The sequence below is a fragment of the Mycobacteroides saopaulense genome (genome assembly GCF_001456355.1).
GTDB classification, from domain to species: domain Bacteria; phylum Actinomycetota; class Actinomycetes; order Mycobacteriales; family Mycobacteriaceae; genus Mycobacterium; species Mycobacterium saopaulense.
This window is the reverse complement of the sequence record NZ_CP010271.1, coordinates 2150266-2165823: the sequence shown is the minus strand read 5'-3', so window position 1 is coordinate 2165823 and position 15558 is coordinate 2150266. Positions and strand designations below refer to the sequence as shown.

Below are 15558 nucleotides of genomic sequence, written 5' to 3'. Positions count from 1 at the left end.
CGCTCTTCGGCACCGTCGGTATGCAGTACCGTCGAGTCATGTCGCAGTGTTTGCGTGTCGTGGTTGCCGCGCTTCTCGCGGTGGCTCTTATCGGCTGCACCGAGCCTTCTCCGGCGCGCGCCACCATCACCCAATGCGACCTGTCCGCACTGCCCTCGGAGGCCTCCGGAACGGTGGACCTGATCCACGAGGGTGGGCCGTTCCCGTACCCGCGTAACGACGGCGTCGTCTTCCAGAACCGCGAGAGAATCCTGCCCTCGGAGCCCCGCGGGTACTACCACGAGTACACGGTCCGCACGCCGGGCAGCAAGACGCGCGGCACGCGGCGCATCATCACCGGCGGTACCCCTCTGACCGACCCACCGCACGTCTACTACACGGGCGATCACTACCAGTCATTCTGTGAGGTTGAAGGCGCATGAAGACCTACGTCGTCGACGGCTCCGGTGTCCGGACGCGGACAGATTTTTTCACCGAGCTCGGACGTGCGGTGAATGGGCCGGGCGGGTATTTCGGGAGCAATCTCGACGCCCTCGTCGATTGCCTGCGCGGCGGATTCGGCACCCCGGACGATGAGCCGTTCCGGTTCGTGCTGGAGGATGCCGCGCGTATCAAGTCCGCGGTGGGGAAGAAGGACTGGCAGGCCATCGAGGAGATCTTCGAAGAAGCCGGCGTGCCGCTGACGACGCGGACCTCGGCGAAGGACCGGGACTAGTCCGAGATAACGCGATGGCCGGCTCCCTCAGGAGCCGGCCATCTACGTGTGGTGGAGGTCAGCGAACGTCGAACCGGTCCGCGTCGGACACCTTGACCCAGGCCGCGACGAAGTCCTTGACGAACTTCTCCTTGGCGTCGTCCTGCGCGTAGACCTCGGCGAGGGCCCGCAGTTCGGAATTCGCTCCGAACACCAGGTCCACCCGCGTCGCGGTCCACTTTGCGGCGCCGGTGGCGCGATCGGTGCCCACATAGGTGCCGTCGTCGGCCGAGGACGGCGTCCACTCCGTGCCCATATCGACCAGGTTGACAAAGAAGTCGTTGTTCAACGTCCCGGGCCTGTCGGTGAGCACACCGAGCTCCGAGCCCTGGTAGTTCGCACCCAGTACGCGCAGGCCACCGACGAGGACCGTCAACTCCGGTGGCGAGAGCGCCAGCAGGTTGGCCTTGTCGATCAGCTTGTACTCGGCCGGAATCTGCGCGCCCTTCCCGAGGTAGTTCCGGAAGCCATCGGCGGTCGGCTCCAGGTAGGAGAACGAGTCGACGTCGGTTTGTTCCTGAGTGGCATCGCCGCGGCCGGGCGTGAACGGCACCGTGATGTTGAATCCGGCGTCCTTGGCCGCCTTCTCGACCGCTGCGGCTCCACCGAGCACGACCAGGTCGGCGAACGAGACCTTCTTGTCACCTGCGTTGAACGACTCTTGGATGCCTTCCAACGTGCGGATCACCTGAGCGAGCTCATCGGGCTCGTTGGACTCCCAGCCTGCCTGGGGCTGCAAGCGAATGCGTCCGCCGTTGGCACCGCCTCGCTTGTCGCTGTTGCGGTAGGACGCCGCAGCCTTCCACGCGGTCGAAACCAGCTGAGGCACCGTGAGCCCGGATGCCAGGATCTGCTTCTTGAGCTCCGCGACGTCATCGGCTCCGATGTTGGTCTCCGATGCCGGGATGACGTCCTGCCACAGCAGGGTCTCCTTGGGCACCAGCGGACCGAGATACCGCGACAGCGGTCCCAGATCGCGGTGGATCAGTTTGTACCAAGCCTTTGCGTAGGCATCGGCAAGCTCTTCGGGGTGATCGAGCCAGCGCCTGGTGATCTCGGCGTAGATCGGATCGAAACGCATCGACAAGTCGGTGGTCAGCATCGACGGATGCGTCTTGCCCGTGCCCTGTGCCATCGGCACCGAGTTGGCCCAGCCGCCGTCCTTGGGCTTCCACTGATGTGCACCGGCCGGGCTCTTGGTCAGCTCCCACTCGTTGCCATACAGGATTTCCAGGAAGCTGTTGTCCCACTTGGTCGGGGTGTGAGTCCAGGTCACCTCCAGTCCGCTACCGATCGCGTCGTTACCCTTACCGGAGCCGAAAGAGCTCTTCCAGCCGATGCCCATCTGTTCCAGCGGCGCGTCTTCCGGATCCGGTCCGACCAGCCCGGCATCGCCGGCACCGTGCGTCTTGCCGAAGGTGTGACCACCCACGATGAGCGCGGCTGTTTCCTCGTCGTTCATGGCCATCCGGCCGAACGTCTCACGGATGTCGATGGCGGCTGCCAGGGGATCCGGATTGCCATTGGGGCCTTCGGGATTGACGTAGATCAGACCCATCTGTACCGCGGCGAGCGGGTTCTCCAGGTCGCGGTCTCCGGTGTAGCGCTCGTCGCCCAGCCAGGTGTGCTCGGGGCCCCAGTAGACGTCCTGCTCGGGCTCCCAGCGGTCCTCGCGCCCGAAGGCGAATCCAAAGGTCTTGAATCCCATGGTGTCCATCGCGTGGTTGCCCGCGAAGACAATCAGGTCGGCCCAGGACAGCGCGTTGCCGTACTTTTTCTTGACGGGCCACAGCAGCCGGCGCGCACGATCCAGGAGCACGTTGTCGGGCCAGCTGTTCAGCGGCGCAAACCGCTGCATGCCTGCGCCCGCACCACCGCGGCCATCTCCGACACGATAAGTGCCCGCGGCATGCCATGCCATGCGGATGAACATTGGTCCGTAATTGCCGAAGTCGGCGGGCCACCAGTCCTGCGAGTTGGTCAGCACCTTCGCGACATCGGCCTTGAGCTCGTCGACGTTGATCGTCTGCACGGCCTTGGCATAGTCGAAATCTTCACCCAGCGGATTTGCCGCGGGTGGATTCTTCTTGAGGATCTGCAGGTTCAGCTGTTTGGGCCACCATTCGCGGTTGGCGTTACCACCCTCGACGGGGTAGTTCAGGCGACCGCCCGCTACGGGGCAACCGTTCGACGGTTCGGTGTTCGCCTCAGCAATAGGCGGATGTTCTTGAGACACAGCATTCCTTTCGGGAGGGGGTGATGTGGGCTGTGATCACGTGTGTGATCCCGAAACTCGTGGTGCCGCTTCCGGAGAAGCACAATCGGGGCACAGGCCCCAGTAGATGACCTCGGCCTCTTCGAGGATGAAACCGTTGTAGTCGGACGGTGTGAGGCAGGGGGCGGCGCCGACGGCGCAGTCGACGTCCGCGATGACACCGCATGAGCGGCATACGACGTGGTGGTGGTTGTCGCCGACCCGCGATTCATATCGTGCGACGGAGCCGGAAGGCTGAATCTTGCGCACCAGGCCTGCCGAGGTGAGAGCCGCCAACACGTCGTAAACGGCCTGTCGAGACACCTCGGGCAGCCCTGTTCTGACGACCCCGAAGACGGTCTCGGTGTCGGCATGCGGGTTCGCTTCCACGGCTTCCAGCACGGCAACCCGGGGCCGGGTCACGCGCAGATCGGCTGTCCGCAGCAGCGCCGCGTACTCGTCCGATGTGAAGGCCATGACGCCAGTATGCCCAATTATCTGGAATGAGTCCAGGAAATCAGAAAAAGAGTTCGACGCGGCCGAAAACCCACCCAACCAGCAATCAAGGGAACGACAAAGGTCATCAATAGTGTTGACACTGAGCGCTTTTGCACTCACCGACGGGGGAGCTACCGCGCCGACATCGTCTCGATCACGCCGCCGAGCAGCCTGCGTAGCTGGACCCGATCCTTTTCTGTCATGTTGGCGAGCACCTCTTCGTCGTCCTCGCGAAGAGTCGCGTCCGCCCGCTCGAAGAGCTTGCGCCCTTTGGCGGTCAACTCGGTGGTCAGCACCCTGGCGTCGGCCTGCCGGCGCGAACGGTGCACCAGGCCGGCCTCTTCCAGCGATCGCTGCACCAGGCTCACCGCCTGAGGCGTGATGCGAAGCTCCGCGGCAATCTCAACGTTGGATATCCCCGGCTGCGCGGAGAGCACCGCCAGACACTCCATCTGCGGAACCGTGACCCCGAAGTCGCGCACGATCACCGAGGCACGTGACCACAGCAGTCGGTACATCTGAGACACCAGGATGCCCATCGGAGATTCCTCGTATGTGCTCATACCGCGCTAACAGTAGCGGACTTCGCCGATGTTCCACCGCCCGAAGCAGCTCGGACGGACGGCGTGTCGCCCCGGAATTTCTCACCAATTCATCAGTGCATCAAGCACATTGATTAATGCCCTTGACGGATGTCACGCATACGCCCGCGCTCAGGAAGGATCGGCGCCCGGAGCCCGCACCACCATGGGGACGGCGGGAAAATAGGCCGCCATCACCGAACGAGACTTCCGCAAAGCAGCTGTGCCGTAACCCTTCTTTCGATAGTCGGGGTGAACCCAGATGCGGACGTTCACCTCACCGTCGACCAGCTCCCCAAAGACCATGCCCACCTTGCTCGGCCCTTCGACCGCGACAAACCAGGCCGCTTCTTCGTCGTCGATACGCGCGAGCGCCGCGCGCACCTCGTCTTCCAGACCACCCGCAGGGGCGCCGGAACCATCGCCGGCCCGGCCCACCTCTTGAGTACGTGCGGCGAAGAGGTCGGCATCGGAATCTCCGGAGAACGGCCGCAGCTCGAGACTGTCACCCGAGCTCGCCGGGCGCTCCAAGAGTGTGAAGGTGAGCTGACTGTTGAGGTCCTCGAGCTCCGCGGCGTTCTTCCGCCGCTCATCCTTGGTCAGCTGGTCGAACGACATGCCCATGACCGCTTCGCCGCCCAAATGCGAAGTTCCCAGCAGAGCAGCGATCGCATCGATGGCACTTTTTCGGTCATCGGCTTCCACAATCAGATCAAGCACTTCGTGACGCCGTTCAAACGCACTCGTGAGTGCGTCGGCAATCTCGCGACGGGTGGCAAGGCGGTCGTGATCGGTCATGGCGCCAGCCTACGACCGGCGAGCCAACCGCGCTCAAGAAACGTTGAGCGCAAGGGTTGACTTGTCACCGCAGATGCGCGCCGTGTCACCGTTCGGTCACGGTACGACAACTCATTGGCCATGTCGCATAACCTAATTGGGATCTTCTAGCGCTCGGCGGTACAAAGGACCTTGGTGGTTATCGCCGGCCGGAAAGAACCACCCGGGAGTCAGTGTTCACGGCCGGAGAGAAGCGACAATCGAATGAAACGCACCTACGCCGTCATGCTCGGCCTGGCACTACTGTTCACCACCCCGGGACTGGCCTCCGCCGACGTCCCCAGGAGTCCCGCCGACGCCCAGAAGACGATCAACGCGGTGATCGCGCGCGGCCTGTCGCAACGCGGCGTGCCCTTCACGTACGGGGGAGGCAACACCGACGGCCCCACGATGAACACCGACACCACGCCGGCCGCACCCGAGGCAACGACAAGCCTGCTGGGATTGATCCCCACACCGGCCGCCGCCCCCAAGGTTCCCGGGTTCGACGCCTCCGGGCTCATGGTGTACTCCTACGCCGCAGCCGGCATCAAACTGCCTCGCAGGTCGGGCGACCAGTACAACGTAGGCAGGAAAGTTCTACCGGCACAGGCACTTCCGGGAGATCTCATCTTCTATGGCCCCAACGGCAGTCAGAGCGTGACGATGTTCCTGGGCAACAATCTGATGCTGGAAGCATCCGAACCCGCGGTTCAGGTATCGCCGGTGCGCTTCAACGACATGACCCCGTATCTGGTTCGCGTGATCGAATAACCAGGCACGTCAAGAGCTTCTGCGCGGTCATCGCTCGCGCAGAAGCTCGTCGATGCGCCCCAGCACCGCGGGCCACCCGACCAGACACAACTGCCGGAACCGCACCTGATCCTGGTCATCCGGGTCGAATCCGCTGGCGTCGACCAGCAGTCGCGTTCCTTCCGAGTCCGGATTCAGCGTCCAGCGGGAGTCGATGGCGATAGAACCGTCGCGGGTGGCCATCCGGTAGGCCAACAGCTCGTCATCGATGACTTCGGTGAACCGACCGTCGATTTCGCCGACGAATCCGCTGCCCATAAACGGGAACACGTCGAACGAAAACGTAAGTCCAGTAGCATATCTCGTCGTCTCGAAGTTCCGGACCCATTGGCCGAACAGCTGCGGCGAGGTAAGGATCGACCACACTCTGTGCGCCGGATACGAGTAGTGGTACTCGAAATGGACAGTTGTGAGTTCCCCGACCTGCTCAGCCACCAGACACACCTTTCGCGCGCACTGCCTATCGATGGAGCGGACGCTGAACAACCTAATCCCAATGCCGCGCCCGCGCGTGATCTTGATCGCGCTGATGACATCATCTGTATGTGAGCGCGGTGGAACGGTCGGTCTTCGGGCCCTTCTTCGCAGTCGAAACGCACGCCACCACGGATATCCCGAGGCCGCCGTGGCGACCCATGGCAGTGCTGACCGACGGATCAGGCCCACTCCGGGACCGGATCAGCAGCGTGCGCAGCAGTCTCGCCGCCCGTCTGCCGAACAGCCCTGCCGAAGTCGACCTGCGAGTGGCGGCCTCCGTCGCCCACCTCGGCTTGGTTGCCCGCGTCCTGGCACCGTCCGTCGCCGCCGCCACCTGCGGTGAGCTGACAATCTCCCAGGAGCCGGGCGATCTATGGTGGCAGGACCGACTCGGCGGGCCCTACCCGCTTTCTGTGGTCGAACGAGCGGGGGAGACCGGTACCACGCCCGGGACCGTCGTCGAATCCATCACCCAGCGTGTGATCGACGAAGCCGGGGTAAGCGACCGCGTCCTGTGGGGAAACATCGGATCGGCCGTCAACAGCGCCGCCAAGCTCGTCGCCGCATCACGGCCCGAGCTGACCGATGCCGCCCGGAAAGTCGCCGACACCTATCTGCGCGACCCGCGCATCGATGACGGCGTCCTACGCGCCGGACCGGATTTCCGCAGGCGCAGCTGCTGCCTCATCTATCAGCTGGCCGATGACCGCTCCGCGGTCTGCGGCGACTGCGTCCTGGGCTAGTACCGGGAATGCCTACGCGAGTTGGTACGCCTCCAGCGGGAAGGACTCCTGCTCCTTGTAGGCGCTGGCTGTCGAGGTCGGCCGCAACAACGCGGCCTCACCATGCTGGTTGAAGTAGTAGCTTCGCGCGGTCTGGCAGCTGCCGAGATAGAACACCGAGTTGTCCAGGTTGCCGACCATCCGGTCCAGGAATTCGGTGTTGGCCTCGTCGGTGACCTCGAAGGTTTGCGTTCCGGTGCGTGCCATTTCGCCGAACAGCCGCTTCATGTGACGCATCTGCGACTCGATGGTGTCGAAGTAGGACAACCCGCTGTACGAGTACGGCCCGTTGAGCGTCAACAAGTTGGGGAACTTCGGCACCGCGATGCCCTCGAATGCCTGGAAACGGTTGTCCCGCCAGAATTTTCCGAGGTTGTAGTCCTCCCGTCCGATCACCTCGAACGCCGGAAAGGCCGATTCCCAGAGATTGAAGCCGGTGGCCAGCACCAGCGTGTCGATGACGGTCTTACGACCATCCGCGGTGACGATGCCATCGGGCTCGATGCGTGCGATCGACTCCGTCTCCAGGTTGACGTTCTTCTTGGCGAACGCGCGGAAGTAGGTGTTGGAGAAGGTCGGCCGCTTGCAGCCGAAGTCGTAATCGGGTGTCAGCTTGCGGCGCAGCTCGCGATCGCGCACCTGTGCGAACAAATGCGCCTTGGCCAACATAGCGGCCCCATTGTTGGCCTGCCGGAACTGGCGGAAATGCAGGACGCCACCCACCATGATCACCTCAAGAATCGCCGAACCCACAGTGCGAGCGATCTTTTGGGTCCGTGGCACCTTGGCGAAGAGCTTCTTGATCACGCCGGGCACTTTTGCGTCGGCCTTGGGCACCACCCAGATCGGGGTGCGCTGATACACCGTCAGGTGTTGCGCGTCCTTGGCCAGTTCCGGGATGAGCTGAACGGCGGTGGCGCCGGTGCCGATCAGACCGATCTTGTGCCCGGCAGCGCGATAGGTATTGTCCCACTTGGTGGTGTGGATGACCTTGCCGGCAAAGGTCTCGATGCCCTCGATATCGGGCATCTTCGGCTGCGATAGGTAGCCGGTGGCCGTGAGCAGGTACTTGCCGGTGAGGGTGTCGCCGGATTCGGTGGCGACAACCCAGTGCTGCTCTTCCTCGTCCCAGCGCGCACCCGACACCGGCGTGTTGAAACGCATGTACTTGCGCAGATCGTGCTTCTCGGCCACATGGTTGGCGTACTGCTTGAGCTCAGAACCCGGCGCGAACAAACGCGACCAGTAGGGGTTGGGCTCGAACGAGTAGGAATAGGTCGCCGACGGGATGTCGACGGCCAGACCGGGGTAGTGGTTGACATGCCACGTACCGCCGAGGTCGTCCTCGCGATCCAGGATCGCGAGATTGGTCAGGCCCAGCTCCTTGAGCTGAATCGCCGCGCCCATGCCGCCGAAACCGGCTCCGACGATGACGGCGTCAAACTGCGTTGTCATGTCCCAATGCTAGCCGCGGACCCCGGTAAATGGTCTACCCGTCTAGATACCGATGGCGGCCGACGCTCGCATTGCGTCGACGCCGTGCTTCGTCCTGGGCTCAGGCCAAAAAAACGGGGAGCCTGTGCAGCGAAACACCGAGTTCGCAGGCCTGGGCCGGGCTGAGAACGCGACGCCCGGTGCCGATCAAGATGGCGTCCCGATCGGATGTCTCGACCGGGAATTCACATCCGGCGATCTGTTCCACCATCCGGCGGGTGCAGGCTAGGCCCTCACTGGGCGGTCCCGCTACCTCCGGCAGATGGGCGACCAGGTCCAGATGATGCAGCGTCCACTCCAACACATAAGCGTCCAGGTAGTCAGCGGCGGTCAGTACCTGGCCCTTGGTGGCGAGCGGCTGGTTCGGATCGGCGAGCAGTGCGGCCCGGCCGACCGCCGCACCGAGATCCTCCAGATGGAAGGTGAGCAGACCCGGATCCTGATACGCGGCGGCAAGCCGCACGGTCAGCGCATCAAGCGGGTCATCCCCGGTGGGCGGCGACTCGAGGACCTCCCAGTAGGTCACCGCATCGCGTGTCGGTGGCGCGTTGCTGGGCGTCGCCAGGGTGATCAGCACATCTTGCGCGTCGATGATCAAATGACAGACCAGGTCACGCACAAGCCAGCCCGCGCAACCGGACGGCTGCGAAAACGCCTGGTCGGGTAGGGCCGAAATGGCTGCACGCAGCGCGGCCCAGCTGTGGGTGAACAGGTCCACGGCCGCAAGCTAGCACTACCTGCGCCAGGTGGCACGGAACTGCCGCACCACCGCATCCGACCTCTAGTCTCAGAGACGTACGGATTTGGGAGGCATCGAGTGAAGACGCAACGCCACGACGTTGGGTTTGAGGACACACTGCGTGCGATCGAGCGCGGCGTGCTTGAAGACGTCTGGATGAGCCGGCCACGCCAATGGACGGCGCTACTCGCGGCCCTCGTCCTGGGTGTGGCCGCAGTGAGCCGCTGGTCGAACCTCGGTGCGCATGACAGCCCGTCGCTGCATGTCGACGCCGTGGTTCCGGCGACATCCACCATGTTCCTGGTGGCCTGCATGGTCTCGCTCGTGGCACTGCGCCGACGGCGCTTCCGGTGGTGTTGTGCGGCGGCCTACACCGCCGCACTCGGCACGGTGACGAGCCTGGCTGCACTGTGGTGGCATCAGACCGCTGACGGATCCGATCCCTTGGTGTGGACACTGCTGGCTGCACTAGCCTTGGCCACGCTGACGATGACATGGCTCGCCACGATCCTTACCCCTTTGGAGGATTCGCAGCCCGATATGCGAGCCGAGCGCTACTAGCCCCGGCGCTGAAATCCCGCCGAGCGCAAAGGTTCCCACCGGCCACCCGGTGATACACCGTGACGTCACGTGACTACCACCAATGCGGCACCTGCTGTCCCTGCGGGTGAACCCGCGGAACGGGTCGCGCCCGCAGCTCGCACCGTCGCGCTGAGCTGCATGGTCGGCACCACGATCGAGTGGTACGACTTCTACCTGTACGCAACGGCTGCGGCATTGGTTCTCAAGCCGCTGTTCTTCCCGACCGTCTCACCGACGGCCGGAACGCTCGCCTCGTTCGCCACCTACGCGGCCGGCTTCGGCGCGCGCCCGATCGGGGCCGTGATCGCCGGACACTTGGGTGACCGTGTGGGACGCAAGGCCATGCTCGTCGGCGCGCTGTTACTGATGGGCGTGGCCACCGCGGTGATCGGTGTGCTGCCGACGTACGCCCAGGCGGGTGTCCTGGCACCGGCCGCGCTTGCCACGCTTCGCGTTCTCCAGGGGCTTGCGGCGGGGGCGGAATGGGGAGGAGCCGCGCTGCTCTCTGTCGAACATGCCCCGCCCGGCCGCCGCGGTTTGTTCGGCAGCTTCACCCAATTGGGCTCGCCCGCCGGAATGCTCTTGGCCACCGGGGTATTCGGTCTGACCCGTGTCCTCACCGGGCCCGAGGAATTTCTCGCCTACGGTTGGCGGATTCCGTTCCTGAGCAGCGTCGTCTTGGTGCTCGTCGGTCTGGCGATCCGGCTACGGCTCAGCGACTCGGCAGTGTTCCGGCAGGTGCGTGAGCGCGGCGAGGTGGCGCGCCTGCCCGTGGTGGAAGTGCTACGCACGCAGCCCCGCAATGTGTTGCTCACCACCGGCTTACGGCTGTCCCAGATCGCCTTGTTCGTGCTGCTGACCACGTACTCGCTGACATACCTTCAGGACCAGTTCGGAAAGGACAGTCAGGTTGGATTGACGGCCGTCCTGATCGCCTCGGCGCTGGGCATCCTGAGCACTCCGGCGTGGTCGGCCCTCTCGGACAAGATAGGCCGCCGCAGTCTGTACCTGTTCGGAGCGGTCACCGGGCCGGTGGCCTTGACGCTGTTCTTCCTGACCGCCGCGACCGGCTCCAAGATCTTGGTAGTGCTCTCAATCATCTTCGGCATCAACATCGTTCACGACTCCATGTACGGACCGCAGGCCGCCTGGTTCGCCGAGCTGTTCGACACCCGGGTCCGATACAGCGGGGCATCGCTCGGGTATCAGATCGGTGCCGTGCTGTCCGGCGGGTTCGCTCCACTGATCGCCGCGGCACTACTGGCAGCGAATCACGGCGACCCCTGGCTCATCGTCGTCTATTACCTTGCGCTTTCTGTGCTCACCGTCCTGTCGGCATACGCCGCGCGCGAGACCTACCGAGACCAGATCGGAGATTCCCTGTGAGCAGGATCTACCTGAACGCCTTCGATATGGCGTGCGTCGGCCATCAATCGCCAGGCCTGTGGCGCCATCCCGACGACCAGGGTCATCGCTATCGGACGCTGAGCTACTGGACCGAACTCGCCAGAACCCTGGAGGCCGGCGGCTTCGACGTGCTGTTTCTTGCCGACGTGCTGGGTGCATACGACGTCTACGGCGGTTCACGGGATGCCGCCGTGCTCGATGCCGCCCAGTTCCCGGTCAATGACCCCACACTGGCCGTCTCGGCGATGGCAGCGGTCACCGAGACACTCGGTTTCGGAATCACGCTGTCGCTCACCTATGAGCAGCCGTACACGTTGGCCCGTCGTCTCTCGACACTCGACCACCTCACCGAGGGGCGCGTGGCCTGGAACATCGTGACATCCTATTTGGACAGTGCGGCAAGGAATTTAGGGCTGGACACTCAGATTCCACACGATCGGCGCTACGACATCGCCGACGAGTACCTGCAAGTCTGTTACAAGCTCTGGGAGGGCTCCTGGGAGCCGGACGCCGTGGTGCGTGATCGTGCGCAGGGGATTTTCACCGATCCCGCCAAGGTCCACGACATCGAGCATCGCGGTGAGCATTTCACTGTTCCCGGACCATTCCTGTGCGAACCATCCCCGCAACGCACGCCCGCGCTGTTCCAGGCAGGCACGTCACCGCGCGGGGTGCGATTCGCCGCCGCGCACGCCGAGGCCGTGTTCGTGTCGGGCCCCACTCCCGAGGTGGTTCGCCCACCGGTACGGGCTTTGCGCGAGGAAGCGGCTCGGTTGGGCCGCGACCCGCGATCCATCAAGGTGTTCACGATGGTGACGCCGATAGTGGCTGAGACCCATGATCTGGCGGTTGCCAAGTTGCACGAGTATCGCCAATTTGTCAGCGCCACTGGGGCATTGGCCCTCTTCGGCGGATGGACCGGCGTCGACCTCGCCGAGTTGGATCCCGACGAACCATTGCGTCACGTCGAGACAGAGGCCAATCGTTCGGCGCTGGCCTCATTCACCAAGGATCCGAGCCGTACCTGGACCACGCGAGAGCTGGCTCAGGAGATCGGGATCGGCGGGCGCGGGCCGGTTCTCGTCGGCTCGGCGTCCGACGTCGCCGACGAATTGGAACACTGGGTCGACGAGGCCGACGTTGACGGGTTCAACGTCGCGTATGTGACCACGCCCGGCACCTTCGTCGATTTCGCACGCCTGGTGGTACCCGAGCTGCGCCGCCGTGGCCGGATTCCGCGTCGGCGCCAAAGGGTCACCCTGCGTGAGCATCTCGGTGGTCACGGCCCCTACCTGGCCGAGGACCACCCGGGCGCGTCGTACCGTCGCGCCCCGCTACCCGGCTGACAGGGTCGAGTGGTCGCCGAAGCGATCGCTCAACGCCACCAGCAACTGGTCCAGGGCGGCCAGTTCCGCTCGCTTGGCACCGACGAGCCGATGCAATCGCGAAAGGCTGGACGGCTTGCCGCTCTGCCTTCGTCGCTCCAGGGCAGCGAGATGGTCGTCCAGTTCTCGTCGCGCCACCGCCCGCAGCTCACCGAGAACATCTTGGTAGTACTGCGCCTGCCGCAGGTCCGCGCTCCGACCGGGAAGAATCGGATCGACGACCGTGACCAGGCTGCTCACCGTTCACCGCCCATGTTGCGCCCTCCGGGTGTCGCTTTCATGCGCACACGCTAGGTCCATCCAATTTCCCGGACGCTGCCCGCAATTCACCGGTACATCTCAATCTGTTCACATTGCACCAGCGGTCTGCTGTGAGCAGAGCATCACACAGATGGGTGTGCGGCCCTTCACGCACCGTCCGGCAGGGACGCAACCATGTGCTCCCACGCCTGGTGAAGCCGGGCGGTGATCGGCCCGGTCTGCGTGATGGCGGTGACACACCGATGACTGTGGTCGTACAACTCCACCGACGATGTCATCCCCTGTGTGCCGTGTGACTGTGTCACCCAGCTTTCCCCGATGAAGACCGGATCCATGGCATAGCGCGATGCCCCGAAGATGACCGCAATGTGCGCACCGGCCTGTTCCACCATCGCCGCGTGGCCGCGGTGCAGCTGGACGCAGCCACCACCCGGTACCGCGATGGTGAACGGCATGTCCACGTCCACGAGGTGAGCCAGCAGGTGGGGCACCACCCCGGAATCGATCTTGCGGGCGCCGGTGAACGGAAGCACCCGGTAACGCCCGGGGGTGAGTGCATCCAGGTGGGTGAGCTGATCGGCATCCCGCCAGCTGATATCCGACCAATCGGTGACGGGGAACGCTTCCGGATCTGCGGCCGGCGCGAGCTCAAGGGCACTGACCGTCAGGCGGTCCGTCAGCGGGGTGAGGTAGGCACGGTGCGTGCCGGTCTCACCGACCATCGTCAGGGCCCGAGGAGCCAGGAAGGCGTCACGGACCAGACCCGGATTCAGCCGCAGCGCGATGTACTCGTCATCGCAGCTGAGCGCCTCCCCGGGAAACGAAGGCTCGAGATACTCACCGGTATGACTCAGCAATGCGGCGTCATTCGCGGTGACGGCGACCACCGTGCCGAGGGCGGAAAGTGCCTCGGCAATGGCTTTGGGCCCCGCCGCGATTCGTCGGGCGGGGCAGTGTTCGCAGCGCCGACCGTCAGTACACATCGCGGACGTACCGCTTTTCCCGCTTGAGCGTGTTCACGTATTCGGAGGCCTCATCGTCGCTGAATCCGCCGTGCTCGCCGATGATCTCGTGCAGCGCCTTGTCCACGTCCTTGGCCATGCGCGTCGCGTCACCGCAGACGTAGAAGTGGCCGCCGTCCTGCAGCCAAGCGAACAGGTCGCGGCCGTGCTCGCGCATTCGGGTCTGCACATAGATCTTCTCGGCTTGATCGCGGGAGAAGGCGAGATCGAGCCGATCCAGCAGACCGGAGGAGTGCCAACCGTCGAGTTCGTTTTCGTAGACGTAGTCATGGGCACGGTGTTGGTCACCGAAGAACAGCCAGTTGCGGCCACCGGCACCGCGCTGCTCGCGTTCCTGCAGGAATGCCCGGAACGGGGCCACACCCGTGCCGGGGCCGACCATGATCATCGGAGCGTCGTCGTCGGCGGGTACCCGGAACGACTTGTTGGGCTGCAGGAAGATTCGCGCGCTCTCCCCGCGGTCGGCCAGGAACGTGGAGCACACGCCGCCGCGCTCGCGACCCAGGCTCTGGTACCGGACGCTGGCCACGGTCAGGTGGATCCGATCCGGGTGCGCCAGTGAGCTCGACGAGATCGAGTAGGCGCGGTGCTGCAGGGGCTTGAGCAGCCCCATGAATTCCTCAAGGCTGAGCGCATCGCCGCCGATACGCAGGATGTCGAGGATGTCCTTGCCGTACAGCCAGGTGTCCAGCACCTCTTTCACACCGCCGCGCAGCGCGTGCGAGAATTCCTCGCTCTCGGCCCGGCTCTCCACCTCGCTCAGCAAGTCCCGCGACGGAGTGCTGATTTCGTAGCGCCGGCCCAACAGCTCGCCGAGCGGCTCGCCGTCCACCAACGTGCCGACGGAGACGCGGAAGTGATCGGCGATCGCCTCCACCAGCGCCGGGTCGTTCTCCGGGATGACGGCGAGCGCATCGCCCGCCTCGTAGGTGATGCCGCTGTCGGCGAGTGCGAATTCGTAGTGTCGGATCTCCTTGCCGGAGCCTGCCCGGGACAGCAACCGGTTGACCCGTACCTCCGCCGGGAAGGGATTCTTACGGGTCCACCCGGAGCGCGCCACGATGCTCGGCGGGGGAGTGCCCGGCGTGCCACTGGCTCCGGCCAGGGTCACCAGGCTTCCCACCGCGCCCTGAACCCATTCGGCGGCCTGCACCTCGTAATCGATATCGCAGTCGGCACGCCCGACCACCCTGCTGGCGCCGAGTTGTTCGAGCCGGGTGTCGATCAGCTTGCCCGCCTGGCAGAACCCGTCGTAGCTGGTGTCTCCCAGCGCCAGCACACCGTAGGACACCCCTTCCAGCCGCGGGGCCACCGCCGAAGACAGTGCTTCCCAGAACAATTCGGCGTTATCGGGCATCTCGCCCTCGCCGTAGGTGGACGTGACGATCAGGACGTACTTAAGACCGGCGAATTCGTCCAGGGCTATCTCGTCGAGGCCACTGACCGTCACGTCGAACCCCTGCGCCTTGGCGGCCGCCGCGGCATCGCCCGCCACGATTTCGGCATTGCCGGTCTGAGTTCCGTACAAGATGCGCAGCGGTGGCCGAGGTGCCGCCAGGTCCGCGGTGGGAGCCGGCGGCGGCGCCAGGTTCATGGCGAGGCGGGAGTGCAATCCGGCCAGGAAGCCGGAGAGCCAGGCCCTCTGGTCTTCGTTGAACGGTGCGTCTTCGGGAATGTAGGCGATCTTCATGGC

At 64.6% G+C, this 15558-nt stretch carries 17 protein-coding genes; 7 read left to right on the top strand and 10 right to left on the bottom strand.

Translation table 11 applies throughout. The features are described from left to right. The first annotated feature begins 20 nt into the window (after positions 1-20). Positions 21-422, top strand: a complete 402-nt coding sequence (locus MYCSP_RS10800; RefSeq protein ID WP_088413768.1) for a ribonuclease domain-containing protein — start codon at positions 21-23, stop codon at positions 420-422. Then, entirely contained in the window at positions 419-715 is a 297-nt protein-coding gene (locus MYCSP_RS10795) for a barstar family protein (RefSeq protein WP_088413767.1), read from the top strand. The genes MYCSP_RS10800 and MYCSP_RS10795 overlap by 4 nt, the downstream gene beginning before the upstream one ends. Before the next feature lie 58 nt (positions 716-773). Here MYCSP_RS10795 and katG read toward each other — a convergent pair whose 3' ends face one another. From katG to MYCSP_RS10775, 4 genes are all read right to left on the bottom strand, one after another. Further along, on the bottom strand, positions 774-2990 hold the full coding sequence (gene katG / locus MYCSP_RS10790) for a catalase/peroxidase HPI (RefSeq protein WP_088413766.1): 2217 nt from the start codon (positions 2988-2990) through the stop codon (positions 774-776). 36 nt (positions 2991-3026) lie between these two features. Next, positions 3027-3485 carry a Fur family transcriptional regulator gene (locus tag MYCSP_RS10785; RefSeq protein WP_070912579.1) on the bottom strand — a complete coding sequence of 153 codons (459 nt, stop codon included), beginning with the start codon at positions 3483-3485 and terminating at the stop codon, positions 3027-3029. 152 nt (positions 3486-3637) lie between these two features. Continuing rightward, positions 3638-4045 carry a MarR family winged helix-turn-helix transcriptional regulator gene (locus MYCSP_RS10780; protein ID WP_070912757.1) on the bottom strand — a complete coding sequence of 136 codons (408 nt, stop codon included), beginning with the start codon at positions 4043-4045 and terminating at the stop codon, positions 3638-3640. 174 nt (positions 4046-4219) lie between these two features. Next, entirely contained in the window at positions 4220-4885 is a 666-nt protein-coding gene (locus MYCSP_RS10775) for a GNAT family N-acetyltransferase (protein WP_083016513.1), read from the bottom strand. A 243-nt stretch (positions 4886-5128) separates the two neighbouring features. Here MYCSP_RS10775 and ripD point away from each other — a divergent pair, with 243 nt between their 5' ends. Beyond that, positions 5129-5677 (top strand): NlpC/P60 family peptidoglycan-binding protein RipD, encoded by a 549-nt coding sequence (ripD, locus tag MYCSP_RS10765; RefSeq protein ID WP_070912581.1) that lies wholly within the window; start codon positions 5129-5131, stop codon positions 5675-5677. Between the two features lie 27 nt (positions 5678-5704). Here the strand turns inward: ripD and MYCSP_RS10760 are convergent, their stop codons facing one another. Next, positions 5705-6151, bottom strand: a complete 447-nt coding sequence (locus MYCSP_RS10760) for an SRPBCC family protein (protein ID WP_070912758.1) — start codon at positions 6149-6151, stop codon at positions 5705-5707. Between the two features lie 110 nt (positions 6152-6261). Here MYCSP_RS10760 and MYCSP_RS10755 point away from each other — a divergent pair, with 110 nt between their 5' ends. Then, entirely contained in the window at positions 6262-6936 is a 675-nt protein-coding gene (locus MYCSP_RS10755) for a (2Fe-2S)-binding protein (RefSeq protein WP_083016517.1), read from the top strand. 12 nt (positions 6937-6948) lie between these two features. Here MYCSP_RS10755 and MYCSP_RS10750 read toward each other — a convergent pair whose 3' ends face one another. Both MYCSP_RS10750 and MYCSP_RS10745 read right to left on the bottom strand, forming a co-directional pair. Continuing rightward, entirely contained in the window at positions 6949-8430 is a 1482-nt protein-coding gene (locus MYCSP_RS10750; protein WP_083016521.1) for a flavin-containing monooxygenase, read from the bottom strand. 100 nt (positions 8431-8530) lie between these two features. Then, on the bottom strand, positions 8531-9187 hold the full coding sequence (locus tag MYCSP_RS10745; RefSeq protein WP_088413765.1) for a maleylpyruvate isomerase N-terminal domain-containing protein: 657 nt from the start codon (positions 9185-9187) through the stop codon (positions 8531-8533). Positions 9188-9286: 99 nt separating this feature from the next. Here MYCSP_RS10745 and MYCSP_RS10740 point away from each other — a divergent pair, with 99 nt between their 5' ends. From MYCSP_RS10740 to MYCSP_RS10730, 3 genes are all read left to right on the top strand, one after another. After that, entirely contained in the window at positions 9287-9769 is a 483-nt protein-coding gene (locus tag MYCSP_RS10740) for a hypothetical protein (protein WP_088413764.1), read from the top strand. A 159-nt stretch (positions 9770-9928) separates the two neighbouring features. Continuing rightward, positions 9929-11176 carry an MFS transporter gene (locus MYCSP_RS10735; protein WP_162266348.1) on the top strand — a complete coding sequence of 416 codons (1248 nt, stop codon included), beginning with the start codon at positions 9929-9931 and terminating at the stop codon, positions 11174-11176. Continuing rightward, positions 11173-12543 (top strand): LLM class flavin-dependent oxidoreductase, encoded by a 1371-nt coding sequence (locus MYCSP_RS10730; RefSeq protein WP_088413762.1) that lies wholly within the window; start codon positions 11173-11175, stop codon positions 12541-12543. The genes MYCSP_RS10735 and MYCSP_RS10730 overlap by 4 nt, the downstream gene beginning before the upstream one ends. Here MYCSP_RS10730 and MYCSP_RS10725 read toward each other — a convergent pair. From MYCSP_RS10725 to MYCSP_RS10715, 3 genes are all read right to left on the bottom strand, one after another. Further along, positions 12532-12822: a hypothetical protein gene (locus MYCSP_RS10725; protein ID WP_083016533.1), complete on the bottom strand. Its 291-nt coding sequence runs from the start codon at positions 12820-12822 to the stop codon at positions 12532-12534. The genes MYCSP_RS10730 and MYCSP_RS10725 overlap by 12 nt on opposite strands. A 167-nt stretch (positions 12823-12989) precedes the next feature. Beyond that, a complete protein-coding gene (locus tag MYCSP_RS10720; protein WP_088413761.1) occupies positions 12990-13826 on the bottom strand; it encodes a ChuX/HutX family heme-like substrate-binding protein in 837 nt (278 codons plus the stop codon). Next, positions 13816-15555 carry a diflavin oxidoreductase gene (locus MYCSP_RS10715; RefSeq protein WP_088413760.1) on the bottom strand — a complete coding sequence of 580 codons (1740 nt, stop codon included), beginning with the start codon at positions 15553-15555 and terminating at the stop codon, positions 13816-13818. The genes MYCSP_RS10720 and MYCSP_RS10715 overlap by 11 nt, the downstream gene beginning before the upstream one ends. Between the last annotated feature and the right edge of the window lie 3 nt (positions 15556-15558).